We start from the raw sequence: 23,370 nt of genomic DNA on the forward strand, positions 1-23,370 counted from the left end.
TTGCCTGCTGGCGCTTCGCTGACCTGGCCAACAATGTGGCTGGCCGTATAACGCGAAGCGCCATCTGGCAAAATAACTTAACGCAGTATTTTTTTCTCTGCCAGATCCAGTGCGAAGTAGCTGAAGATCAGATCCGCGCCCGCGCGTTTGATCGACCCTAAGCTTTCCAGCACCACTTTCTCTTCATCTATTGCTCCGGCCATCGCCGCAAATTTGATCATCGCGTACTCACCGCTGACCTGATAGGCGCCAATCGGCAGTTCCGTGCGTTCGCGGATATCACGCAGAATATCAAGGTATGCACCAGCCGGTTTTACCATCAGACAGTCTGCGCCCTGCGCTTCATCAAGCAGCGATTCGCGGATCGCCTCGCGACGGTTCATTGGGTTCATCTGATAGGTTTTACGATCGCCTTTCAGCGCAGTGCCTGCGGCTTCACGGAACGGGCCGTAGAACGATGAGGCAAACTTGGTGGAGTAGGACATGATGGCGGTATCGGTGAAACCCGCGGCGTCCAGCGCCTGGCGAATAGCCTGTACCTGGCCGTCCATCGCAGCGGAAGGGGCAATGAAATCAGCACCCGCAGCAGCGGCGACGACTGCCTGCTTGCCGAGGTTGGCAAGGGTCAAATCGTTATCAACACCATGTTCGCATAACACGCCGCAGTGACCGTGCGAGGTGTATTCACAGAAGCAGGTATCGGACATGACGATCATTTCCGGGACAGTTTGCTTGCAGATACGAGACATGCGCGCTACCAGCCCGTCTTCTTTCCAGGCGTCGCTGCCGGTGTCATCTGTGTGGTGGGAAATACCAAAGGTCATCACCGAGCGGATACCGGCATTGGCAATGCGTTCAATCTCGCTTGCCAGATGTTTTTCCGGAATGCGCATCACGCCGGGCATCGCCTCGATGGCTTTGTAATCGTCGAGTTCTTCTTCAACAAAGATCGGCAACACCAGGTCATTTAAGCTGAGTGTTGTCTCTTCAAACATAGCGCGCAGCGCAGGGGATTTGCGCAGGCGGCGAGGGCGTTGGATTAGGTCTGTCATGGTATGCCTGATGTTTGTGGAATCGAAGGCCGTAGTATACCCGAACCAGAGTGAAGGGAGTTTATGAAAGTTGCTTTCTTGTGGCATACCGGAGAATGCGGCTGGGTGAATCAGGCAAACGGGTCCGCATCAACCGTTTGCCTTTTGAGCAGTCAATCAGGACGCGGGAATGACCAGCGGCTTATTACCGCTTAATTCTGTGACCAGATTATTGATACCGTCACTCATATTGGTAAATCGGGTCAGCGGAGAACGGGTGACCACGACAAAAGCGCCGACATTTTTCTGCGGGATCATCGCCATGTAAGTAATGAATCCACCGCCGCCGCCGGTTTTCTGAATAATCCCCGGACGACCATTTTTCGGTGCCATATACACCCAACCCAAACCAAGCGCATCGGCTTTGCCTGGTACATCCATTCCGATCACTTTGGTCAGCTGTGTACGCTGATAAATCAGTGTCTGCATCCGGTCAGCCTGCTGGCTACGATGATAGAAGTCAGATGAGAGATACTGTTGCATCCAGCGCATCATATCACCAGGCGTAGAATAGACGCCGCCGCTGCCCATCGCCGCCAGCGTATTGTTACACGGGCTGGCCCCTTTTTCCGCGACCATCAGACGTTTGCACTGATCGGGTGAGGGGGTGAAAGTGGTGTCTTTCATCCCGAGCGGTCGGGTGATTTTCTCTTCAAAGAGTTGCGGATAAGGCTTACCGGACGCCGCTGCCAGCGCATCGGCCAGCAGGTCGAATGCCAGGTTTGAATACGAAGCCTGCGATCCTGGTGCGGCTTTCAGCGTCGCGGTAGAAAGGTAGCTCCAGCGCTGTTCGCGCGTAGGCCAGACAAATACCGGACGCTTTGCTGCACCGCCAGGCTGTTCGCGCGGCAGGGCGCTGGTATGCGTTGCCAGATTCACCAGGGTGATTGGCGTTCCCTGATATGTGGGGACGCGTGCGCCGGGAGGTGCATATTTACTCAACGGATCGTTGAGTTTTACCGTGCCTTGATCGAGTAATTTAACCAGCATTTCACTGGTCATCAATTTAGTAATCGAGGCGATTCGAATCACGGAATCCAGTTGCGGGTGAACATTATTGCCGGGGCGCGTTTCACCAAAGCTGCGAAATACGCGCTGATTACCATCAATCACCACGAGTGCCATCCCCGTAGCCCCACTGCCGTAGAAAATATGATCGGCGTAGCGATCAACGATGTCGGAGGCGAAGACCGGATCGGTTATAGGCTGTGCCGCCTGGACAGATGTCAATGACGCCGCACACAGCGCGGCAGAAAAAAGCAGACTACGTTTCAACGGTGGTGTCCATGAGTTAGAGGAAGTAAAAGGTGACGTGCGTATGCGTATTTATACTACTGAACGGCATATTGCAAAGCGCTAATACGCCAATGATAGTGTGAAAAACGTAACGATGAGTAAACGTGAGCTTTTCCCTGATAGTGGATGTTCGCTTTTGTGATCTTACGCTGTGATAATCTGAATATGCTGGAACGCAGTGTTAGGTGAAAACCACAGAAACAATTCTTCAGAACCGGGTAGCGAACTAAGTTCGCTGATTCTGGTCACAATGGTCGGTTTCAGCTTGTGTTTTTGGGCGTTAGCCGTCTTGCCACCGTCTGTGGCAAATGCACAGCAGTCGTCATAACGATAAGAAGTTAGCAGGAGAGCACTATGTTTAAGTCTTTTTTCCCAAAGCCGGGGCCGTTCTTTATTTCGGCATTTATTTGGGCACTGGTTGCCGTTGTATTTTGGCAGGCAGGTGGGGGAGCCTGGGTGGCGCGCATTACTGGCGCATCGGGGGACGTACCGATTAGCGCAGCGCGATTCTGGTCGCTGGATTATCTGATTTTTTATGCTTACTACATTTTGTGCGTCGGCCTGTTCGCGCTGTTCTGGTTTATCTACAGTCCACATCGCTGGCAGTACTGGTCCATACTCGGCACGTCGCTGATTATCTTTGTGACCTGGTTTCTGGTTGAAGTCGGGGTCGCCGTTAACGCCTGGTATGCGCCATTTTATGATTTGATTCAAACTGCACTCAGCGCTCCCCATAAGGTGAAAATTGAGCAGTTCTATCATGAAGTGGGGATCTTTCTTGGTATTGCGCTGATTGCCGTCGTCATTGGCGTGATGAACAATTTCTTCGTCAGCCATTATGTTTTCCGCTGGCGTACCGCAATGAACGAACATTATATGGCGCACTGGCAGCATCTGCGTCATATCGAAGGTGCCGCGCAGCGTGTGCAGGAAGACACTATGCGTTTTGCCTCGACGCTGGAAGATATGGGCGTCAGTTTTATCAACGCCATCATGACGCTGATTGCCTTCTTGCCGGTACTGGTTACGCTTTCTGCGCATGTCCCTGATTTGCCAATAGTCGGACATGTGCCTTATGGTCTGGTGATTGCTGCGATTGTCTGGTCGCTGATGGGAACCGGGATGCTGGCGGTAGTGGGGATAAAACTTCCGGGTCTGGAGTTCAAAAACCAACGTGTGGAAGCGGCTTATCGTAAAGAACTGGTGTACGGTGAAGACGATGCCAACCGCGCGACGCCACCTACCGTTCGCGAACTGTTTCACGCGGTGCGTCAGAACTATTTCCGCCTCTATTTTCACTATATGTACTTCAATATCGCCCGCATTCTTTACCTGCAGGTTGATAACGTTTTCGGCTTGTTCCTGCTGTTTCCATCGATTGTTGCCGGTACGATTACGCTCGGTCTGATGACGCAAATTACCAACGTGTTTGGACAGGTGCGAGGATCGTTCCAGTATCTGATTAACTCCTGGACGACGTTAGTCGAACTGATGTCTATCTATAAGCGTCTGCGCAGCTTTGAACGTGAGCTAGATGGCCAGGAAATTCAGGTAGTTACCAATACACTTAGTTAACAAAGGAGATGTTATGTCGACGGTTTCCCGTCTTTACCCCTGGTCTTGTCTGGCTGTACTGGTGTTGGTGGGGTGTAGCAGCCAACCCTCGCAGCCGTTAAAAAAAGGGGAGAAAGCCGTCGATGTGGCGAGCGTCGTGCGTCAGAAAATGCCGTCCAGTGTGAAGGACAGAGACGCCTGGGCGCAGGATCTGGCGAAGACGTTTGAAAGCCAGAAGCTGGCACCGACGGTCGAGAACGTCTGTTCGGTGCTGGCAGTGGCGCAGCAGGAGTCCAACTATCAGGCCGATCCGGTCGTTCCTGGCTTAAGTAAAATTGCCTGGAAAGAGATCGACCGTCGTGCTGAGCGTATGCATATTCCGGTGTTTCTGGTTCATACCGCACTGAAGATTAATTCCCCGACAGGAAAAAGCTACAGTGAGCGCCTGGATTCAGTGAAGACGGAAAAGCAGCTTAGCGCCATCTTTGATGATTTTATCAATATGGTGCCGATGGGACAGACGCTGTTTGGTTCACTAAATCCGGTTCATACCGGCGGTCCGATGCAGGTCAGCATTGCGTTTGCGGAACAGCACACGACGGGATACCCATGGAAAATGGCAGGAACAGTGCGTCAGGAAGTGTTCAGTCGCCGTGGTGGGCTATGGTTCGGAACTTATCATTTGCTGAACTATCCGGCGAACTATAGTGCACCTGTTTTCCGTTTCGCTGACTTTAATGCGGGCTGGTACGCCAGCCGGAATGCCGCTTTCCAGAACGCTGTCAGTAAAGCCAGCGGTGTGAAGCTGGAACTGGATGGCGACTTGATTCGCTACGACAGCAAAGATCCAGGTAAAACGGAGCTGGCAGTACGTAAACTGGTTGGGAAGCTGAATATGAGTGAGAGCGATATTCGGCGTCAACTGCAAAAGGGCGACAGCCTTGCTTTTGAAGAGACCGCGCTTTATGAGAAGGTCTATAAGCTGGCTGAAGCGAAGGTGGGCAAAGCGTTACCCCGTGAAATGCTGCCGGGTATTCAACTGGAAAGTCCGAAGATCACCCGCAACCTGACCACTGCGTGGTTTGCTAAACGGGTGGACGAGCGCCGGGCGAAATGTATGGCTCAGTCTGCTTTATGATGGCGTTGGCGCCAGCGCATAAAGCCAGCGACGATGCCAAGGATCAGCCCTCCGGCCAGGAAGGGGATCACGCCAAAAATCGTACCGACGCCAAAACCGATTTCGATTCGTGGACGTCCGGTTTCCTGCATTTGTAGCTGCATCAGTTGCTCGTAAATTCCGGGTGCGTGAGCTAACAGATTTAAAATCTGTGCTCCCACCCAGAAACAGAACAGTACAAATACGGCATACGCAATATTGCCGGTCAGGGAGGAGGTATCCCGATACTTGCCCTTAAAAAGGGTTTTAGAGAGCGTAAAATCAGCCATAAAGACCTCCGGAAATAACCTGCTTCTTTCGACGTAATGCCAACAACTGACAGTGAGTCTGACAGGTGATCGCCATTGTCAATATCAGAATGATGGTAATTTCAGCCAGGGATTATTCCTGGATTTAAGTTTTTTGCAGATGGTCACAAATCTTTAACCTTAAGTGAAATTTTGTGACATTTAAGAAATTCCGCATACGCCACAGACGTCTCTGGGAAAATGTGCGAGGATGCGCCTAATGTGTGTTTCTCCGGAGCTGCTATGAACCTGCCTGCTAAAATTCGCCGTGACTGGCACTACTATGCGTTCGCCATTGGGCTTATCTTTATTCTGAATGGTGTGGTGGGATTACTGGGTTTTGAAGCTAAGGGATGGCAAACCTATGCGGTAGGGCTGGTCACATGGGTGATCAGTTTTTGGCTCGCCGGACTCATTATTCGCCGTCGTGTGGAAGCTGATGATGTGAAAGATACCCAATAACGTTTTGTTATACCCCTCATACTTCAAGTTGCAGGAGTGTTGACTTTCCTGGCTCACCCCAGTCACTTACTGATGTAAGCTCCTGGGGATTCACGGCGTGGCCGCCTTTCTGTAACCCGAAATATTTAGGGTATATCAGGCATTATGGTCAGTTTTACATACTGGTTTTCAACGCACTATCCGCAGCGTGGCGTTCCAGCGCCAGTTCGATCAGACGGGTGATCAAATCGGTATAGCCTAAACCGCTCGCCTGCCACAGTTTTGGATACATACTGATATTGGTAAAGCCTGGCAGCGTGTTGATCTCATTGATCACCACGTCGTTTTCATCAGTCAGGAATACATCCACCCGGGCCATGCCGGCGCAGCCCAGCGTCTGGTATGCCTGAATCGCAATCTCGCGGATCTTATCGTTAATTTCTGGCGCAATCACCGCAGGAACGACAACTTTTGCCCCGTTGTCGTCAATGTATTTGGTGTCGTAAGCGTAAAAATCACTGTTCAGAACGATCTCGCCACAGGTGCTGGCCTGGGGGTGATCGTTCCCCAGTACCGCGCATTCGATCTCGCGGCCTTTGATCCCTTGTTCCACAACCACCTTATGATCGAACTCAAATGCCAGCGCGACGGCCTGGTTGTACTGTGCTTCGCTGGTGACTTTGCTAACGCCAACGGATGACCCCTGATTGGCAGGTTTCACGAACAGTGGGAGACCCAGGCGTGATTCAACCTCGGCAAAGCTGATGGTGTGGCGGTTTGCGCGGGTGAGCGTAATAAATGGTGCGATGTTTAACCCGGCATCACGCAGCAGACGTTTGGTCACGTCTTTATCCATACAGGCTGCGGAACCAAGCACATCGGAGCCGACGAACGGTAAGTTCGCTACGCGTAGCATGCCTTGCAGAGAACCATCTTCTCCCAGCGTACCGTGAACGATTGGAAAAATAACATCCACCGTTGGCAGCGGCTGACCATTCTGCGCGTCGATCAGTTGATGCTCTTGTTTACCCGGTACCTGAGCGAGGCTGGTTGGTGAAGGACGCAACGCAATATGAGCCGGATCGTCTGCATTAAGCAGATAATTACCGGCATCGCTGACGTGCCATTGCCCTTGTTTATCAATACCTAACAACACAACATCAAAGCGAGTCTTGTCGATGGCATCGACAATATTTTTAGCCGATTGCAATGACACTTCATGTTCTGCTGACTTACCACCAAATACGATTCCTACCCGCAACTTTGCCATCTTAAAAACCCATTCCATGAATGCAAAGCACATACATTACCACGACAAAACGCAGGATTCCTCGGCTTCTGGCAGAATGTTTTCGTGAAGTACAGGGGAACAAATTTGTTTAAACCCGAGTGCGCTGGTTAAAGCATAATCACCTGTGTAAAGTGTGGATTTGATGTGATGGATATCACAATTATGATGAGCGGGGAGATAAAATACTAAACTGTGATACATCGCACCGCTGAACCTCCGTCTGGATACGTAATTTGTTAAGCTGCTCGCAGTTTTCAGCTGCTTATCGTTATGAGTCTTATGGAATCCTGGAGAGTTAACCTTATTTCCGTTTGGTTCGGGTGCTTTTTTACCGGACTGGCGATCAGTCAAATCCTGCCTTTTTTACCGCTCTATATCTCCCAGCTTGGGGTGACCTCGCATGAAGCGCTGTCGATGTGGTCCGGCTTAACGTTTAGTGTCACTTTTCTTATTTCTGCCATTGTTGCACCGATGTGGGGTAGCTTAGCCGATCGCAAAGGGCGCAAATTAATGCTATTGCGCGCTTCGTTAGGGATGGCCATCGCGATTTTACTGCAGGCATTTGCGACTAACGTCTGGCAGCTTTTCCTGCTCCGTGGCGTGATGGGGTTAACATCGGGATATATCCCCAATGCGATGGCGCTGGTCGCGTCACAGGTACCGCGTGAACGCAGCGGTTGGGCGCTGAGTACGCTCTCTACGGCGCAAATTAGCGGTGTTATTGGCGGGCCGCTGATGGGTGGGTTTATTGCCGATCATATCGGCTTAAGGGCGGTATTTTGTATTACTGCGGCGCTGCTGGTAGTAAGTTTTCTGGTCACATTGTTTTTAATTAAAGAGGGCGTACGTCCGACGATTAAAAAAAGTGAACGTTTAAGCGGCAAGGCGGTTTTCGCCTCACTGCCTTATCCGGCGTTGGTGATTAGCCTGTTTTTTACCACTATGGTTATTCAGCTGTGTAACGGCTCAATAGGTCCCATTCTGGCACTGTTTATCAAATCTATGGTGCCAGACAGCACAAACATTGCTTTTCTCAGCGGCTTAATTGCTTCGGTACCTGGCGTATCGGCGCTGATATCGGCGCCCCGACTTGGAAAACTGGGCGATCGAATTGGCACGGAGCGAATTCTTATGGCGACGTTAATCTTCGCCGTGGTGCTCTTTTTCGCCATGTCCTGGGTTACTACGCCATTGCAGTTGGGAATATTGCGTTTCCTGCTTGGTTTTGCCGATGGCGCGATGCTACCTGCTGTGCAGACGTTGCTGGTCAAATATTCCAGCGATCAGATTACCGGTCGCATCTTTGGGTATAATCAGTCGTTTATGTATCTGGGTAACGTCGCAGGGCCATTAATGGGCGCAACGGTATCGGCAATGGCGGGTTTCCGCTGGGTTTTTATCGCGACCGCATGTATTGTACTTATTAATATCTGGCAACTGGCCATCGCGTTACGACGCCGGCGTCTTGCGCACTAAGCTCACGTAGGTATTGTATATCTGTGTGATTATTCATCCCCTTACTCTTTAATATGGAATAGTTCTGGAGTAAGGGGCATTGCACATTATTTTGTGTTGTGATTGTTTTCGCAAAACGTCTTATTATTTATAAAAATACAACTTTCATCCCCTAGGCAGTCGTGAGCCATAATGCTAACGTGACCCATATTTTGTAAAGGGAATACGAAAATGAAAAATCTCGTCACTGAGTTACTACTTAAGCTTGCCCAAAAAGAAGAAGAGTCGCAGGAGCTGGCTGCCCAGGTAGAAACGTTAGAGTGGGTTATCATGGAGATGCTAAGCAATATGGCGAAAAATGATCAGCAAATATTGATTCGTCAAATTGAGGGCGCGCTGGCGGGCGTAAGCCGTATGCCGGCATTTTTGACAACTCTGCATAATCCGGGTGAAAGCCTACCAAAAACGTATTGAGCGATCTCCAGAAATTCACTACCCCCTGACATCATAAAAGTGTCACATCAAATACTTATAGTCACTTTGTTTTAATTTTACTGTATTTATACATGGAGAAAATAAAGTGAAACAAAGTGCACTCGCTATTGCCCTGTTACCATTACTGTTTACCCCGGTTATTTATGCTGAATCATCTGCTGTACCGGTTATGGATAATCGTGCCGCTCAGGGGGATATCACCACGCCAGGTGGGGCGCGCCGATTAACCGCTGATCAAACGGCGGCTCTGCGTGATTCACTGATTGATAAACCTGCCCGGAATATTATTTTATTGATCGGTGATGGCATGGGGGATTCAGAAATTACAGCAGCTCGCAATTATGCCGAAGGCGCAGGTGGATTTTTTAAAGGTATTGATGCATTACCTCTGACCGGGCAATACACACATTACGCGTTGGATAAAAAAACGGGTAAACCTGATTATGTAACGGATTCTGCGGCGTCAGCAACGGCGTGGACGACCGGCGTTAAAACCTACAATGGCGCGTTGGGCGTTGATATTCACGAAAAAGATCACATCACGATTCTGGAAATGGCGAAAGCCGCAGGTCTGGCGACAGGCAACGTTTCTACTGCTGAGTTGCAGGATGCGACTCCGGCTGCCCTGGTAGCGCATGTGACCTCACGTAAATGCTACGGTCCGAGTGTAACCGCTGAAAAATGCCCGACCAATGCGCTGGAAAAAGGTGGTAAAGGGTCGATCACGGAACAATTATTGAACGCCCGCGCCGATGTTACGCTTGGCGGTGGGGCAAAAACCTTTGCAGAGACCGCGGCAGCAGGTGACTGGCAGGGGAAAACGCTGCGTGAACAGGCACAGGCGCGTGGATATCAGTTGGTGAGCGATGCCGCAACGCTTGCAGCAATCACTGAAGCCAATCAGGATAAACCGTTGCTGGGTCTGTTCTCCGAGGGCAACATGCCGGTACGCTGGGAAGGTCCGAAAGCGTCATATCACGGCAACATAGATCAACCCGTCGTGACTTGTGCGCCGAACCCAAAGCGTAACGATACCGTGCCCACGCTGGCACAGATGACGGATAAAGCGATTGAGCTGTTGAGCAAAAATGAGAAAGGTTTCTTCCTGCAAGTTGAAGGGGCGTCAATCGATAAGCAGGATCACGCCGCTAACCCATGTGGGCAGATTGGAGAAACGGTCGATCTGGATGAGGCGGTGCAGCGTGCGCTTGCATTTGCGAAGAAAGATGGCAACACCCTGGTTGTAGTTACCGCCGATCACGCCCATTCCAGCCAGATTGTTGCGCCGGATACGAAGGCTCCAGGTTTAACCCAGGCACTGAACACCAAAGATGGCGCGGTAATGGTTATAAGCTACGGCAACTCCGAGGAAGAATCCCAGGAGCATACCGGCAGCCAGTTGCGTATTGCGGCCTATGGACCACATGCTGCGAATGTTGTCGGTCTGACCGACCAAACCGATCTGTTCTACACCATGAAAGCCGCATTAGGGCTTAAATAAGCAGACATCCGGCGGCAATACTATTGCTGTCGGGTGGTTTTTTTGTGTTTAGCAGCCAGACTTATACCTACATGCTGTCGTTCAGAATAGGGCGGCGTTTAGAGTTGCATGCTTATAAAAGGATGGTGCTATGAAAATAACATTACTGGTTACGTTGCTATTTGGTCTGATTTTCTTAACTACCGTCGGTGCTGCCGAGAAGACATTAACCCCGCAACAACAGCGTATGACCACCTGCAACCAGCAAGCGACGGCGCAAACCTTAAAAGGGGATGCCCGTAAGACGTACATGAGTGATTGCCTGAAAAACAGTAAATCTGCTCCAGAGGAAAAGAGCCTGACGCCACAGCAGCAGAAAATGCGTGAGTGCAATGTCCAGGCGACAGAGCAGTCTCTGAAAGGCGATGATCGTAATAAGTTTATGAGTGCCTGTCTGAAAAAAGCTGCGTAATACATACGGGTGAGCAGAGAAAATCGCTCACCCGAAATATCATACTTTCACCGCCAGACCCCTTCCTATAATTTGGGAAATTTGTTTCAGAATATTCCCAAATACGATGAATGATGAAAATTTCTATCAAAAAAAGGTCGTACAGAATGAAGCGTTATTATCACTTCATCGAAATGACCATCAGCGCTCCGGACTGCGATTTGCCCGACGGATCAGGCTGCCGCGTGCGGTAGGGCTGGGGGGAATGTTTTTCCCCATTGCTTCTGTATTAGTTTCACAGCCGATTACCGGCGGCTGGTGGCTGTTATTGGTGGGATGGGCCTTTGTCTGGCCACACCTGGCGTGGCAGTTGGCGAGCAAAGCAGAAGATCCTCAACATGGTGAATTCACTAATTTAAAAGCGGATGCGATCCTGGCGGGTATGTGGATGGGGATTATGGGGGTTAACCTGCTGCCATCCACGGCACTGCTGATGATTATCTGCATCAACCTGATGGGCGCAGGTGGTGTGCGATTATTCATCGCGGGTGCCGTGTTGTTGGTGGTTTCATGCCTTGTCACGTTGCAGTTAACGGCTATCTCCGTTGCTTTTAGCAGTACACAATTGAGCGTATTGCTATCTTTGCCGGTGCTGGTTATTTATCCGTTGCTGTTTGCCTGGGTCAGCTATCAAACGGTAATAAAGCTGGCGGAGCATAAACGTCGGTTGCAGGTGATGAGTACGCGGGATGGTATGACCGGGGTGTATAACCGACGCCATTGGGAATTTTTACTGCGCAATGAATTTGATAATTGTCGTCGCTATCAGCGTGATGCCACGTTACTGATTATTGATATCGACCACTTCAAGAGCATCAATGATACCTGGGGACATGACGTCGGGGATGAGGCTATCGTCGCTCTGACTCGTCAATTGCAGATGACATTACGCGGCAGTGATGTCATAGGGCGTTTTGGCGGTGATGAGTTTGCTGTGATTATGTGCGGAACGCCGGCAGCCAACGCTATTGCAGCAATGTCGCGGGTCCACGAACGGCTCAGCCAGTTACGCTTATCATGCGCTCCGCAGGTTGCCCTGCGGATTAGCGTGGGTGTGGCGCCCCTGACCGCAGAGACTGAACATTATCGAGAATGGTTAAAATCGGCGGATATGGCGTTATACAAAGCAAAGAATTCCGGACGTAACCGCACTGAAGCGGCGGCCTGACGTCCGGTTATCCACTCAGGATTTGCTGAGTTTCTCCGATTGTTCCATACACTTAACCATCGCTTCAATCACCGAAGAACGGAAGCCGCGTTCTTCCAGGACACGAACAGCTTCAATGGTGGTTCCACCAGGCGAACACACCATATCCTTCAGCTCACCAGGATGTTTACCCGTTTCGAGGACCATTTTGGCCGATCCCATCACCGCCTGTGCCGCGAATTTATACGCCTGTGTGCGCGGCATGCCACCCTGAACAGCTGCATCCGCCATTGCTTCGATAAACATAAAAACATATGCCGGTGCTGAACCGCTGACCCCAACGACTGGGTGAATCATTGATTCTGCGATGACTTCCGCTTCACCAAAGCAGCGGAAAATATTCAACACGTCAGCGGTATCTTCTGGTGTAACCAACGCGTTTGGTGTCACAGATGTCATACCGGCATTAACCAGTGACGGAGTGTTTGGCATTGCGCGAATAATTTTGCGGTCATGACCCAATGCACGGGCGAGCTGATCGAGGGTGACGCCAGCCGCAATAGATACGACCAGTGAATCTTTGCTCAGGCTGGAGGTAATTTCACTCAGCACTTTAATCATGATGCCTGGTTTCACGGCCCCAAAAACAATGTCGGCAATTTGCGCGACTTCCTGCGCAGATTGTGCTGCATTAATGCCGTACTGGTCGTGCAGGGCGGCGACTTTTTCGGGGGAAGGGGTATAGACCCAGATTTGTCCGGGGAGAACCTGGCCGCTGGCGATCAGGCCGCCAAGAATCGCTTTGCCCATGTTACCGCAGCCGATAAACCCAATTTTCTTGTCCATTGTGTCACTCCCTATACGTGATACTCGTTGTTTTACCTGGGAAAGGTAAGCTTAGCGCGGAATGAATGTGTTCAGAAGGAGAAACAGCACTTTGCTGGAAAGTAAAAGCACGAGACAATACGCGATTGCACATGAGTCGGGAGGTGATATGACAATATGGGTGGATGCGGATGCGTGTCCTAATGTGATTAAAGAAATATTATACCGTGCTTCTGAACGTATGCAGATGCCGCTGATTCTGGTGGCAAATCAGAGTTTGCGCGTCCCGCCTTCGCGTTTAATCCGTACTTTACGTGTTCCTGCCGGGTTTGACGTCGCAGATAATGAGATTGTGCGCCAGTGTAATGTGGGCGATTTAGTGATCACGGCGGATATCCCGTTGGCTTCTGAGGTTATTGAAAAAGGTGCGGCTGCACTAAACCCACGCGGAGAACGTTATACCGAAGCGACAATCCGTGAACGCCTGACGATGCGTGATTTTATGGATACCCTGCGTGCCAGTGGGATCCAGACCGGCGGGCCTGATAGTCTTTCACCACGCGATCGCCAGCATTTTGCAGCTGAACTTGATAAATGGTGGTTGGAAGTTCAGCGCAGAAAATAGTGGCTGTAATTTATTTTTTACACTTTCATCATGGTGAATTCTTGTTATAGTAGGGCTTAATTAATTTAATTGCCCTAAGTGGAGTGTATTGTTTACACTTTGGTGATGTACTAGTTTGATGGTATGATTATAACTTTAACAGCATCAGATCCCGCTCGCTTGCGGTTCTCTGGGGAATTTCTGTGATGACGCAACCTCTTTTTCTTGTTGGCCCCCGGGGGTGTGGTAAGACGACAACCGGAATGGCGCTCGCCAAGGCTATCGATTTCCAATTTGTTGATACCGATCGCTGGTTGCAATCTCATGTACAAATGACCGTGGCGGAAATTGTCGAAAGAGAGGGATGGGAGGGGTTTCGCGCCCAGGAGACGGCTGCTCTGGAAGCCGTTACCGCACCTTTAACCGTTGTTGCGACCGGCGGCGGTATCATTCTCACCGAATACAACCGGCACTACATGCGCAATAGTGGTGTAGTCATTTATTTAAGCGCACCCGTATCAGTACTGGTTAACCGCCTGGAGGCCGCGCCGGAAGAAGGGTTACGCCCGACCTTGACCGGTAAACCATTAACTGAAGAAGTGCAGGAAGTGCTGGAGCAGCGCGATGTCCTGTATCGGGAAGCGGCGCACTACATTGTTGATGCAACAAATAAACCTTCTCAGGTTGTTGCCGATATTCTGGGGCTACTGTCGCAGCCGGCGTCACGGTTACAGGGTGGTGTCTATACTTAAAGCTCATCCACTCAAAAGGAAGAGATATGCCGACAAAACCACCTTACCCGCGCAAAGCTACCATTGTGACAGTTGAGAAAGGGACGCCTGGCCAGACGGTAACCTGGTATCAACTTCGCGCCGATCATCCTAAACCCGATTCATTGATCAGTGAACATCCTTCCGCGCAAGAGGCCATGGACGCCAAAAAGCGCTATGAGGATCCCGATAAAACCTGACGCCAGGCGTTGCTGGTAAAGAAATCAGAGTACCCTCTGCTCGTATCGGTATCACATTTTTCGCACGTCGTCATACACAGCGAAAATTGAAAATTAAGCGATAACAACATAATACTGGAATGATTAGGAATCTTTACATTATGCCTTGCTTATCTGCTGCTACGCTTTTGAGCATTTGTAGCGCAGGTAGGTGTCCGGCATTTGCCTGGGAATTCATGACGCAGTAAGAAGACGGTGGAGTAACAAATGAGTACGTCGCTGGCTATCCTCACGATTGGTGTTGTCCCGATGAGTGAGGTATTACCGCTCCTGACGGAATATATTGATGAGCAACACATCACGCACCATAGTCTGCTGGGGCAGATGCAGAGGGAAGATGTGATGCTCGAATATGCCGTATCGCCAGGTGATGATTTGTTATTAACGTTGCTCAGCGACCATCGGCTTGCTCATGTCTCGCGCCAGAAAGTTGAGCGCGATCTCCAAAGCATTGTTGAAGTGCTGGATAACCAGGGTTTTGACGTCATCTTATTGATGAGTACCGCTTCAATTGCCCGCCTGACGGCACACAATAGCATCCTGCTTGAGCCCCTACGTATTATCCCCCCTCTGGTGGCATCGATTGTGGATGGGCATCAGGTCGGGGTGATTGTGCCTGTCACTGAGTTGCTTGAGGCCCAGGTGAGTAAATGGCAGGTATTACAGACCCCGCCAGTTTATGCCGTGGCAAATCCTCTTGATGGATCCGCACAACAACTGATCGATGCGGGGAAAGATCTCATTGAGCAAGGTGCTGATGTGATCATGCTGGATTGTTTAGGGTTTAATCAGCGACATCGTGATTTACTGCAAAAATCGCTGGATGTTCCGGTGCTTTTGTCTAATGTCCTGATTGCGCGGCTGGCTTCAGAACTGCTCGCTTAATTTTGCGTGACAGGTGGAACGTCAGGCCCCTATATTGTTTGTTAACTTAATAACGAGATAGGGCCAGTTGTATGCTTCAAAGTAATGAATACTTTTCCGGCAAAGTAAAATCGATTGGTTTTACCAGCAGCAGTACTGGCCGTGCCAGCGTTGGCGTCATGGCGGAAGGCGAATACACTTTCGGTACTGCGGCACCTGAAGAGATGACGGTGGTTAGCGGCGCGCTGAATGTGTTGCTGCCAGGGGAAACTGAGTGGAAAGTGTATGCTGCAGGGGACGTGTTCAACGTGCCAGGGCACAGTGAGTTTCATCTGCAGGTGGCAGAGCCAACATCGTATCTTTGCCGCTATTTGTAATTGTAAAATGCCGGATGACGAAGCTGCCATCCGGCACATCCTAATCAGCGCTGTGCTTCTCCGCCTAATCCTTCCACCAGGCTTTTGATTAACGCCGCCAGTTCTCCGGTCATCAGGATGAAATCGGCATCAAAACGTTGAGCATAGTCTTCTCTGTCGATGTCTTCGTTTTGATCGCGCAGTTCATCACTGAACTTCAGACGCTTTAGTGAGCCATCGTCACACATCATAAACTGAATACGTTGTTGCCAGTCGAGAGCCAGTTTGGTGACGACTTTACCGGCTTCAATGTGAACGGCAATCTCGTCGCTCACCAGATCCTGTTTCTTCGCGCGGATCACGCCGCCATCTTCCAGCATGGCTTTCAGTTCCGCTTCATCCAGCAACTGGAAGCCCTGGGCGACAGAGCCGGAACGCACCCATTCGGTGAGCGTTAACTCGATCGGATTTTCCAGCGCTAACGGAACAACCGGCAGAGAACCCAGGCTTTTACGCAACAACGCCAGCGTATCTTCCGCTTTCTTCGCGCTTGCGCAGTCGACCATGATCAGGTCATTGACGGTGTCTATCCACATCATTGTCTGGCTGAAGCGGCTAAAGGCGCGCGGCAGCAATGAATGCAACACTTCATCTTTAAGCGAGTCTTTTTCGGTCTTTTTGAGTTTGCGACCCTGCTCAGCTTCCAGTTTGAATATTTTTGCTTCAAGCGCCTGCTTAATCACAGGGGATGGCAGGATTTTCTCTTCTTTGCGGGCGCAGATAATAATTTGGCCGTTGGCGGTATGCGTCAATGCATCGCTGTGCGATCCCATCGGCGGAACCCAACCCATTTTTGCCATATCCTGGCTGCCACAAGGGGTAAACGTCATTGAGGCTAGCTGTTTTTCCATCTCTTCGGCACGCAAAGAAACATCGCGGCTAAGACGGTAAACCATTAAATTTTTGAACCACAGCATGATAATTTCCACGGCCTTGTCGTTAAATCCAGCGGGCATAATAGCGAATTGTCGCTATGCTTGCATTGTTAATCGGGAAGAGGGACATACAGTGCGTATAGGTATCGATTTAGGCGGCACGAAAACAGAAGTGATTGCGCTAGGTGATGTGGGCGAACAGCTTTTTCGCCATCGCCTGCCCACGCCGCGTGATGATTACCGGCAAACAATAGAAACAATCGCTACGCTGGTGGAAATGGCGGAAAACGCAACCGGCCAGACGGGAACCGTTGGTATGGGGATCCCAGGTTCGATTTCCCCTTACACTGGTGTGGTGAAGAACGCCAACTCGACCTGGCTCAATGGTCAGCCTTTTGATAAAGATTTAAGCGCGCGGTTGAAGCGTGAAGTGCGTCTGGCAAACGATGCCAACTGTCTGGCCGTTTCTGAAGCGGTAGATGGCGCGGCGGCGGGTGCGCAAACCGTGTTTGCAGTGATTATCGGTACGGGATGTGGTTCTGGCGTGGCTTTGAATGGGCGAGCGCATACCGGTGGCAACGGTACGGCGGGAGAGTGGGGACATAACCCGCTACCGTGGATGGATGAGGATGAACTGCGTTATCGGCAGGAAGTGCCTTGTTATTGCGGCAAACAGGGCTGTATTGAAACCTTCATTTCTGGGACAGGGTTTGCTACGGATTATCATCGGCTGAGCGGAAATCAGCTAAAAGGCAGTGAAATTATTCGCCTGGTAGATGAGCAGGATGCCCTGGCTGAGCAGGCACTGAGACGATATGAGTTACGCCTGGCGAAATCGTTAGCTCATGTGGTGAACATTCTTGATCCTGACGTCATTGTACTGGGCGGTGGGATGAGTAATGTCGACAGGTTGTATCAAACGGTCCCGTCGTTGATTAAGCAGTTTGTCTTCGGCGGCGAGTGTGAAACGCCTCTACGAAAAGCGCTGCACGGTGACTCCAGCGGCGTACGCGGTGCGGCCTGGCTGTGGCCGCAAGAGTCATAATCTCTTTTGCCGGATAACCCGTCATACTTCAAGTTGGCTGCGCGTTACCCGGCTCGTCCATTAACCTCATTCTGACGGGCCGCCGCTCCGCAGCATTCAAATCTGCTCCTGACAGATTTGTCACTCCCCCAGTCACTTACCTGAGTAAGCTCCTGGGGCTTCACTCAATTGCCGCCTACAAGCAACTCGAATTATTTTGGGTATGCACGTTTATCTGTGCTATCCGGCATTACAACAGAGTCTGGCCTATTCCACCGCAAACATCCTGTCGAGTTTGCTGTAACCCAGTCCATTGATTTTTTTAACTTTTATCTGCACCGGAATACGCTCTTTCATCGCTTCGACGTGGCTGATAACCCCAATGGTCTTGCCGGTAGCGTTAAGGGCATCCAGCGCGTCCAGGGCGGTATCAAGCGTCTCGCTGTCCAGCGTGCCAAAGCCTTCATCGAGGAACAGGGAATCAATTCGCGTCTTGTGGCTGACCAGATCGGACAGCGCCAGCGCCAGTGCCAGACTGACGAGGAAGCTTTCGCCGCCGGAAAGTGTCCGGGTATCGCGAACGGCATCGGCCTGCCAGGTATCAACCACTTCCAGCTCCAGCGCTTCGCTGGCTTTTCTCTGTAGCAGGTAGCGGCCATGCAGGCGGGTCAGTTGGTTATTGGCCAGCCAGACCAGATTATCCAGCGTCAGCCCCTGCGCAAATTTGCGGAACTTGTCACCTTCTTTAGAGCCGATAAGGGCGTTCAGATAACCCCAGTCTTCGACCTGCTGCGAGACCTTTTCAATCTCCTGCATCAGACTCTTTTGTTGCTGACGGTTTTCGGCATCTTGCTTGAGCTGCTGGCGAATTTCTCCCTGACGAGTGGTGTTATCCCGTAGCCTTTGAGCGAGCTGCGTCAGCGTATCGCGAAGATGTTCCTGACTAAGGGTGAGGTCCGCGCCGACGGGCGGTTGCTGTTGGTGCGTCGCCAGCGCCTGTGTCGATTGATTGACCAGTGTTTGAGCCTGCTGTAACTGGCTTTCCAGCGACTGCTTTAGCTGTTCGAGTCGGTTAAAGGTCTCTTCATCCAGCAGGGCGGCAAGAAAAGCGTCGCGATCGTCGAAGATGCTGGTTTGCAGTGCGGCATCAAATTGCGCCTGAATCTCAGCGACGCGTTGCAGGTCTTGTGCCTCCTGCTGTTGCAGTGTTTGCAACTGGCCCTGTAACGAAAGGCAATCATCGTGCACCTGTCGCCAGTTTTCCAGTGACAGGTTATCTTCGTTATCCTGAATGACTTCGGTCTCAGGTAGCGTTTCCAGCAGAGGAGTAAGTTGCGCAATCTGCGCTTGTAGCTCGGTCAGTTCACTCTGGCGGCTCTGCCATATTTGTGTTTCGCTTGCCCGCTCGCTGAGCCACGCAGCTTCTTCACCATTGGCAGGAAGAGACAGGCCATTCCGGGTTAGCTCAGCCTGCAACGTGCTCTGGCGTTGATCAATCTGTTGCTGCAGGTGAGAGATTTGTTCTGTATGCGCGGTGATTTGCGCCTGCAGGGCATGGCGCAGGCTCAACTGGTGAAGTTGTTGCTCGTGCTCTTCTTCGGCGGCGAGCCAACTGGAGATATCGTCCTGCGGTTGGAGGGTAATGTTCAGACCGGCGGTCACTGTTTGCCACTCTTGAGTAAGTGCTTGCTCCTCCTGAGAAAGCGTCTGCGCTTCGTGTTCATCACGCTGTAGCTGCTGAGTTATTGCGTCGAGCTGCCCACGTAGGGTAGAGCCTTCATCAGCCAGCGTTTTGACCTCTTTTTCTAACGCTTCATGCCGTGCCTGGTTGACGCTCAGCTCAAGCGTTTGATAAGTCGCGATCGCCGGATGCGTGGTGGAGCCGCAGAGTGGACACGGTTGGCCTGACTGCAGTAATGCCCGCTGACTTTCCAGATCTTTAATGCGGGCTTCCTGATCGCAAATCGTTTTTACATCAGCAAGTTGCTGATTCTTATCTTTATAGCGCTGGCGTTTATCCGCCAGAGCGGCGTTGCGCTGAAGCTGCTCCTGCTGTCGCTGTTGGATAGTCGTGCGCAGTTGCGTTAGCTGTTTTTGCCTGGGGGCAATTTGCCCATGAAGCGTGCTCAGACGCTGGCGTAACGGACGAAGCTGTGCATGTTGCGCCAGCGCCAGGGATACGTCTTCAGCCGAAAGTGACAGCGTCGGTTGCGCAAGAGCCTCCAGTTTACGCGTGTCGTTCTCCCGCAACTGTTGCCACTGGCGTAGCTGGTTTTTGGCGTCAGACTGCTGGGCAAAGAGTGCTTTCCACCCCGCCAGTTCGCTGTTCCATAAACGGAAACGGTCATGCTCGGCCAGCCAGTTCGTTAACGTCTGTTTTGCGGTTAACATTATGACGGATTGCCTTTGCGCATGCTGACGAATGCGACTGCGCAGCGCTAAGCTGTGGTGTAAGCGAGCATTCACTTCTTGAATATTCTGGCGTGTTTGGGTGAGTGTAGCCGTTTGTTCCTGAATTCGATCCCAGTACGGGCGTAATGCTCTGGCAGGGAGTGCCAGGCTGAGTGACGCCAGCTGCGGCTGCGCTTGTTCCTGCGCCTCTTGTGCGACCCGCAACGCATGCTGATGGCGGTTTATTTCCGTCTGTAGCTCATTTTGCCGAATTAACCAGTTGAGGTGCTGTTGCTGAGTTTGCTGACTGACAATATGCTGTTTTTCTTCGTCAGTAAGTACCTGCAAACTTTCTGTGAGCGATTGCACCTGTTCTGTTGCTAACAGCGAAACGCCGCTGGCCTGCGCCTGCAGTTTTTCCAGCTCTGTGCGGGCCGTTTTGTGTTTTTCAAATACCATCGCCGAGATTTGGCCGTAGATCTCTGTGCCGGTCAGCTCTTCCAGCAGTTCGGCACGTTCTTTCGGTTTGGCGTTAAGAAACGCGGCAAACTGCCCCTGTGAAAGCAGCATGGAGCGGGTAAATCGTCCGTAGTCCAGCCCGGTGAGCGTGGCGGTCATCTCCAGTTTGTCTTTGACTTTATCTGCAAGGATTTTCCCGTCGGCGCAACGGGCAAGCTCTACGCGTGGGACCTGCAGGTTACCTTCTGGCTGGTTACGGGCACGGTTCTGGCTCCAGAAGGCACGATAGGCTTCGCCTTTGACTTCGAATTCCACTTCCGCCAGACACTCTGCGGTGTCGCGGGTCATCAGATCGTTTTGTGACTGAGATACGTTACTCAGTCGCGGTGTTTCGTGGTACAGCGCGAGGCAAATAGCATCCAGCAGTGTGGTTTTTCCAGCCCCTGTCGGACCGGTGATAGCGAACAAGCCGTTGCTGGCGAACGGCTCTGCCGTGAAATCGACTTTCCATTCCCCTTTCAGGGAGTTCAGGTTTTTCAGGCGCAAGCTGAGAATTTTCATGCTTCATGCTCCCCGGCGAGTGTCTGTAATGTGGTACTGAACAGCTGATTCAGGCGCTCGCGCTGTGGTTCTTCCAGCTCTTCCAGCGCCAGGCGGCGGTCAAAGACTTCTGTCACGCTCAGTTCGCTCAGCGTTTCGCGTCGTTCATTCACCATAATACGTTCACGTTGTTCCCGGCTGCGGCGTACCAGCAAGACTTCTACCGGTAAGTCTTCAGTTAAGGCCTGAATTTTACGCTGCATATCGTGCAGATAATCATCAGTGGTAATTTCGATATCTAACCAGACGGGCGGTTCCTGATCTGTGTCGCGCCACTGCTCAAGTTGAGCAGTAATAGACGCTAAATCGCCTTTCAGTACCGAAAGCGGCTGTGTAACCGGCACGGTGAGGTTTTCAACCGCGCGCAGCTTACCCTCTTCGAAACTCACCAGATGAACGCATTTATTTTTGCCGCACTCATCAAAACTCAGCGCAATCGGCGAGCCACAGTAGCGAATATGCTCTGTTCCGCCGATGACCTGCGCCCGGTGAATATGTCCCAGCGCGATGTAATCCGCTGGCGGGAAATTTTGTGCCGGAAATGCATCCAGCGTGCCAATGTAGATGTCACGAACGGCGTCACTTTTACTGGCACCGACGGTAGTCAGATGCCCTGTCGCAATAATGGGCAGGTTCTGGTCGCCGCGTAGCTTACAGGCGTCCTCATATTGCTGTTGATAATAGTCGGTGATGGCTCCCAGCAGATGCTGCTGCTTTTCTCCGCCTGTGAGTCCTGCCTGGCTGGTGATGATGTCGCGTGGACGTAAAAAAGGGATCGGGCATAATATCGCACCCGGTGTGCCGTCGCGGCGCTGGAGTATCTGTGGCGCATGACCTGCGCTGGCGACCACCGTGGTGTTCAGAAACGCCAGAATATCGCGGGATTCATTGAGCGTGGCGACAGAGTCGTGGTTTCCTGCCAACACCACCAAATGACAACCTGTTTGTTGCAGATTTACAACAAAGCGATTGTATAGCTCACGGGCGTAGCTTGGGGGAGAGCCGGTATCAAAAATATCGCCAGCCACAATAATCGCATCCACCTGATGGGATTGTGCCGTATCCAGAAGCCAGTCGAGAAAGGCCTGATGCTCAGCGGCGCGGCTCTTGCTGTAGAAGTTTTGGCCCAGATGCCAGTCAGACGTGTGAAGGATGCGCATAAGTGTTCCATGGCAAAAAACGTGAACAGGATTATAACCTTTGCAGGACGGTAATATCTTGCCTCCGGGCTGTCATAATTCAACAACCTTCGTTAAACCTGGACTATCTTTTCATAAATCTGTCATAAATCTGACGCATAATGACACCGTATTGATGATAAACGAGTTAATTAAAAAACAGGGCAAATCATGGCGAGACGTATTCTGGTCGTAGAAGATGAAGCTCCAATTCGTGAAATGGTCTGCTTCGTGCTCGAGCAAAACGGTTTTCATCCCGTAGAAGCCGAAGACTATGACAGTGCTGTGAACCAACTTAATGAACCCTGGCCGGATCTCATCCTGCTGGACTGGATGCTTCCGGGCGGGTCGGGTCTGCAGTTCATTAAACATCTCAAGCGAGAAGCGATGACGCGGGACATTCCTGTGATGATGCTGACGGCAAGAGGGGAAGAGGAGGACCGCGTGCGTGGTCTGGAAACCGGTGCAGATGACTATATCACTAAGCCGTTTTCTCCCAAGGAACTGGTAGCGCGTATTAAAGCCGTTTTGCGTCGTATTTCGCCAATGGCGGTTGAAGAGGTCATTGAGATGCAGGGCCTGAGCCTGGATCCAACCTCGCATCGTGTGATGACCGGCGAGGATCCGCTTGATATGGGACCCACCGAATTCAAGTTATTGCATTTCTTTATGACCCACCCTGAGCGCGTCTACAGTCGCGAGCAATTACTCAATCATGTCTGGGGCACCAATGTTTACGTGGAAGACCGGACAGTAGATGTGCATATCCGCCGGTTGCGCAAGGCGCTGGAGCACAGCGGACACGATCGCATGGTGCAGACGGTGCGTGGGACGGGATATCGTTTTTCGACCCGCTTCTGACTGGTAAGAATACAAGCCTAATGGACCTGGCTGTAAATG

The 23,370-nt window shown here is 51.3% G+C and carries 23 protein-coding genes; 15 read left to right on the forward strand and 8 right to left on the reverse strand.

Annotated elements, in window-relative coordinates:
* Window positions 1-77: 77 nt before the first annotated feature.
* Together hemB and ampH are read right to left on the reverse strand one after the other, a co-directional pair.
* Window positions 78-1,052, reverse strand: coding sequence for a porphobilinogen synthase (hemB, locus tag OGX98_RS07405; protein ID WP_286595062.1), 975 nt, complete (start codon window positions 1,050-1,052; stop codon window positions 78-80).
* Window positions 1,053-1,208: 156 nt separating this feature from the next.
* Window positions 1,209-2,366, reverse strand: a complete 1,158-nt coding sequence (ampH, locus tag OGX98_RS07410) for a D-alanyl-D-alanine-carboxypeptidase/endopeptidase AmpH (protein WP_045440403.1) — start codon at window positions 2,364-2,366, stop codon at window positions 1,209-1,211.
* Window positions 2,367-2,741: 375 nt separating this feature from the next.
* Here ampH and sbmA point away from each other — a divergent pair, with 375 nt between their 5' ends.
* A complete protein-coding gene (gene sbmA / locus OGX98_RS07415) occupies window positions 2,742-3,962 on the forward strand; it encodes a peptide antibiotic transporter SbmA (protein ID WP_045440405.1) in 1,221 nt (406 codons plus the stop codon).
* 13 nt (window positions 3,963-3,975) lie between these two features.
* A complete protein-coding gene (locus OGX98_RS07420) occupies window positions 3,976-5,079 on the forward strand; it encodes a DUF1615 domain-containing protein (RefSeq protein ID WP_048221964.1) in 1,104 nt (367 codons plus the stop codon).
* Here the strand turns inward: OGX98_RS07420 and OGX98_RS07425 are convergent.
* Window positions 5,064-5,387: a DUF2755 family protein gene (locus tag OGX98_RS07425; protein WP_045440411.1), complete on the reverse strand. Its 324-nt coding sequence runs from the start codon at window positions 5,385-5,387 to the stop codon at window positions 5,064-5,066. The genes OGX98_RS07420 and OGX98_RS07425 overlap by 16 nt on opposite strands.
* A gap of 261 nt (window positions 5,388-5,648) precedes the next feature.
* Here OGX98_RS07425 and OGX98_RS07430 point away from each other — a divergent pair, with 261 nt between their 5' ends.
* Window positions 5,649-5,867 (forward strand): DUF2754 family protein, encoded by a 219-nt coding sequence (locus OGX98_RS07430; RefSeq protein WP_045440413.1) that lies wholly within the window; start codon window positions 5,649-5,651, stop codon window positions 5,865-5,867.
* Window positions 5,868-6,021: 154 nt separating this feature from the next.
* Here the strand turns inward: OGX98_RS07430 and ddlA are convergent, their stop codons facing one another.
* On the reverse strand, window positions 6,022-7,116 hold the full coding sequence (gene ddlA / locus OGX98_RS07435) for a D-alanine--D-alanine ligase (protein ID WP_286595063.1): 1,095 nt from the start codon (window positions 7,114-7,116) through the stop codon (window positions 6,022-6,024).
* A gap of 300 nt (window positions 7,117-7,416) precedes the next feature.
* Here ddlA and OGX98_RS07440 point away from each other — a divergent pair, with 300 nt between their 5' ends.
* From OGX98_RS07440 to adrA, 5 genes are all read left to right on the forward strand, one after another.
* A complete protein-coding gene (locus OGX98_RS07440; RefSeq protein WP_045449472.1) occupies window positions 7,417-8,613 on the forward strand; it encodes a multidrug efflux MFS transporter in 1,197 nt (398 codons plus the stop codon).
* A 210-nt stretch (window positions 8,614-8,823) separates the two neighbouring features.
* Window positions 8,824-9,066 carry a sigma-S stabilization anti-adapter protein IraP gene (locus OGX98_RS07445; protein ID WP_045440415.1) on the forward strand — a complete coding sequence of 81 codons (243 nt, stop codon included), beginning with the start codon at window positions 8,824-8,826 and terminating at the stop codon, window positions 9,064-9,066.
* Window positions 9,067-9,172: 106 nt separating this feature from the next.
* Window positions 9,173-10,588, forward strand: a complete 1,416-nt coding sequence (phoA, locus tag OGX98_RS07450; protein WP_225760577.1) for an alkaline phosphatase — start codon at window positions 9,173-9,175, stop codon at window positions 10,586-10,588.
* Window positions 10,589-10,718: 130 nt separating this feature from the next.
* Complete coding sequence (gene psiF / locus OGX98_RS07455) at window positions 10,719-11,039, forward strand: phosphate starvation-inducible protein PsiF (RefSeq protein ID WP_045440421.1); 321 nt, start codon at window positions 10,719-10,721, stop codon at window positions 11,037-11,039.
* A 91-nt stretch (window positions 11,040-11,130) separates the two neighbouring features.
* Complete coding sequence (gene adrA, locus OGX98_RS07460; protein ID WP_144243049.1) at window positions 11,131-12,246, forward strand: diguanylate cyclase AdrA; 1,116 nt, start codon at window positions 11,131-11,133, stop codon at window positions 12,244-12,246.
* A gap of 15 nt (window positions 12,247-12,261) precedes the next feature.
* Here the strand turns inward: adrA and proC are convergent, their stop codons facing one another.
* Window positions 12,262-13,071, reverse strand: a complete 810-nt coding sequence (proC, locus tag OGX98_RS07465; protein WP_048221961.1) for a pyrroline-5-carboxylate reductase — start codon at window positions 13,069-13,071, stop codon at window positions 12,262-12,264.
* Between the two features lie 148 nt (window positions 13,072-13,219).
* Here proC and OGX98_RS07470 point away from each other — a divergent pair, with 148 nt between their 5' ends.
* The 5 genes from OGX98_RS07470 (at window position 13,220) to ppnP (ending at window position 15,904) form a co-directional block, all read left to right on the forward strand.
* Entirely contained in the window at window positions 13,220-13,675 is a 456-nt protein-coding gene (locus OGX98_RS07470; RefSeq protein ID WP_045440426.1) for a YaiI/YqxD family protein, read from the forward strand.
* 185 nt (window positions 13,676-13,860) lie between these two features.
* Entirely contained in the window at window positions 13,861-14,406 is a 546-nt protein-coding gene (gene aroL, locus OGX98_RS07475) for a shikimate kinase AroL (protein ID WP_045440429.1), read from the forward strand.
* Window positions 14,407-14,432: 26 nt separating this feature from the next.
* Window positions 14,433-14,624 carry a protein YaiA gene (yaiA, locus tag OGX98_RS07480; protein WP_045440432.1) on the forward strand — a complete coding sequence of 64 codons (192 nt, stop codon included), beginning with the start codon at window positions 14,433-14,435 and terminating at the stop codon, window positions 14,622-14,624.
* A 246-nt stretch (window positions 14,625-14,870) separates the two neighbouring features.
* Window positions 14,871-15,548 (forward strand): AroM family protein, encoded by a 678-nt coding sequence (locus OGX98_RS07485; RefSeq protein WP_048221959.1) that lies wholly within the window; start codon window positions 14,871-14,873, stop codon window positions 15,546-15,548.
* 71 nt (window positions 15,549-15,619) lie between these two features.
* Window positions 15,620-15,904: a pyrimidine/purine nucleoside phosphorylase gene (ppnP, locus tag OGX98_RS07490; protein ID WP_045440436.1), complete on the forward strand. Its 285-nt coding sequence runs from the start codon at window positions 15,620-15,622 to the stop codon at window positions 15,902-15,904.
* A gap of 44 nt (window positions 15,905-15,948) precedes the next feature.
* Here ppnP and rdgC read toward each other — a convergent pair whose 3' ends face one another.
* Window positions 15,949-16,860, reverse strand: coding sequence for a recombination-associated protein RdgC (gene rdgC / locus OGX98_RS07495; protein WP_045440439.1), 912 nt, complete (start codon window positions 16,858-16,860; stop codon window positions 15,949-15,951).
* A gap of 91 nt (window positions 16,861-16,951) precedes the next feature.
* Between rdgC and mak the strand changes: the two genes are divergently transcribed.
* Window positions 16,952-17,863: a fructokinase gene (mak, locus tag OGX98_RS07500; protein ID WP_045440442.1), complete on the forward strand. Its 912-nt coding sequence runs from the start codon at window positions 16,952-16,954 to the stop codon at window positions 17,861-17,863.
* 246 nt (window positions 17,864-18,109) lie between these two features.
* On the opposite strand, the gene sbcC is transcribed toward mak, so the two are convergent.
* Window positions 18,110-21,253 (reverse strand): exonuclease subunit SbcC, encoded by a 3,144-nt coding sequence (sbcC, locus tag OGX98_RS07505; protein WP_286595064.1) that lies wholly within the window; start codon window positions 21,251-21,253, stop codon window positions 18,110-18,112.
* Complete coding sequence (gene sbcD / locus OGX98_RS07510) at window positions 21,250-22,452, reverse strand: exonuclease subunit SbcD (protein ID WP_286595065.1); 1,203 nt, start codon at window positions 22,450-22,452, stop codon at window positions 21,250-21,252. Before sbcD ends, sbcC begins: the two co-directional genes overlap by 4 nt.
* 189 nt (window positions 22,453-22,641) lie before the next feature.
* Between sbcD and phoB the strand changes: the two genes are divergently transcribed.
* Window positions 22,642-23,331 (forward strand): phosphate response regulator transcription factor PhoB, encoded by a 690-nt coding sequence (phoB, locus tag OGX98_RS07515; RefSeq protein ID WP_045440451.1) that lies wholly within the window; start codon window positions 22,642-22,644, stop codon window positions 23,329-23,331.
* Window positions 23,332-23,370 lie beyond the last annotated feature (39 nt).

The sequence above is a fragment of the Citrobacter sp. Cm046 genome (assembly GCF_030333065.1).
In the GTDB taxonomy this organism is placed as follows: domain Bacteria; phylum Pseudomonadota; class Gammaproteobacteria; order Enterobacterales; family Enterobacteriaceae; genus Citrobacter; species Citrobacter murliniae.

What these genes read in the sequence shown, in the direction of transcription:
- hemB (WP_286595062.1), bottom strand. Translation starts at nt 1,052, where the DNA reads ATGACAGACCTAATCCAACGCCCTCGCCGCCTGCGCAAATCCCCTGCG.
- sbmA (WP_045440405.1), top strand. Translation starts at nt 2,742, where the DNA reads ATGTTTAAGTCTTTTTTCCCAAAGCCGGGGCCGTTCTTTATTTCGGCA.
- OGX98_RS07420 (WP_048221964.1), top strand. Translation starts at nt 3,976, where the DNA reads ATGTCGACGGTTTCCCGTCTTTACCCCTGGTCTTGTCTGGCTGTACTG.
- OGX98_RS07425 (WP_045440411.1), bottom strand. Translation starts at nt 5,387, where the DNA reads ATGGCTGATTTTACGCTCTCTAAAACCCTTTTTAAGGGCAAGTATCGG.
- OGX98_RS07430 (WP_045440413.1), top strand. Translation starts at nt 5,649, where the DNA reads ATGAACCTGCCTGCTAAAATTCGCCGTGACTGGCACTACTATGCGTTC.
- ddlA (WP_286595063.1), bottom strand. Translation starts at nt 7,116, where the DNA reads ATGGCAAAGTTGCGGGTAGGAATCGTATTTGGTGGTAAGTCAGCAGAA.
- OGX98_RS07440 (WP_045449472.1), top strand. Translation starts at nt 7,417, where the DNA reads ATGGAATCCTGGAGAGTTAACCTTATTTCCGTTTGGTTCGGGTGCTTT.
- OGX98_RS07445 (WP_045440415.1), top strand. Translation starts at nt 8,824, where the DNA reads ATGAAAAATCTCGTCACTGAGTTACTACTTAAGCTTGCCCAAAAAGAA.
- psiF (WP_045440421.1), top strand. Translation starts at nt 10,719, where the DNA reads ATGAAAATAACATTACTGGTTACGTTGCTATTTGGTCTGATTTTCTTA.
- proC (WP_048221961.1), bottom strand. Translation starts at nt 13,071, where the DNA reads ATGGACAAGAAAATTGGGTTTATCGGCTGCGGTAACATGGGCAAAGCG.
- OGX98_RS07470 (WP_045440426.1), top strand. Translation starts at nt 13,220, where the DNA reads ATGACAATATGGGTGGATGCGGATGCGTGTCCTAATGTGATTAAAGAA.
- aroL (WP_045440429.1), top strand. Translation starts at nt 13,861, where the DNA reads ATGACGCAACCTCTTTTTCTTGTTGGCCCCCGGGGGTGTGGTAAGACG.
- yaiA (WP_045440432.1), top strand. Translation starts at nt 14,433, where the DNA reads ATGCCGACAAAACCACCTTACCCGCGCAAAGCTACCATTGTGACAGTT.
- OGX98_RS07485 (WP_048221959.1), top strand. Translation starts at nt 14,871, where the DNA reads ATGAGTACGTCGCTGGCTATCCTCACGATTGGTGTTGTCCCGATGAGT.
- ppnP (WP_045440436.1), top strand. Translation starts at nt 15,620, where the DNA reads ATGCTTCAAAGTAATGAATACTTTTCCGGCAAAGTAAAATCGATTGGT.
- rdgC (WP_045440439.1), bottom strand. Translation starts at nt 16,860, where the DNA reads ATGCTGTGGTTCAAAAATTTAATGGTTTACCGTCTTAGCCGCGATGTT.
- sbcC (WP_286595064.1), bottom strand. Translation starts at nt 21,253, where the DNA reads ATGAAAATTCTCAGCTTGCGCCTGAAAAACCTGAACTCCCTGAAAGGG.
- sbcD (WP_286595065.1), bottom strand. Translation starts at nt 22,452, where the DNA reads ATGCGCATCCTTCACACGTCTGACTGGCATCTGGGCCAAAACTTCTAC.
- phoB (WP_045440451.1), top strand. Translation starts at nt 22,642, where the DNA reads ATGGCGAGACGTATTCTGGTCGTAGAAGATGAAGCTCCAATTCGTGAA.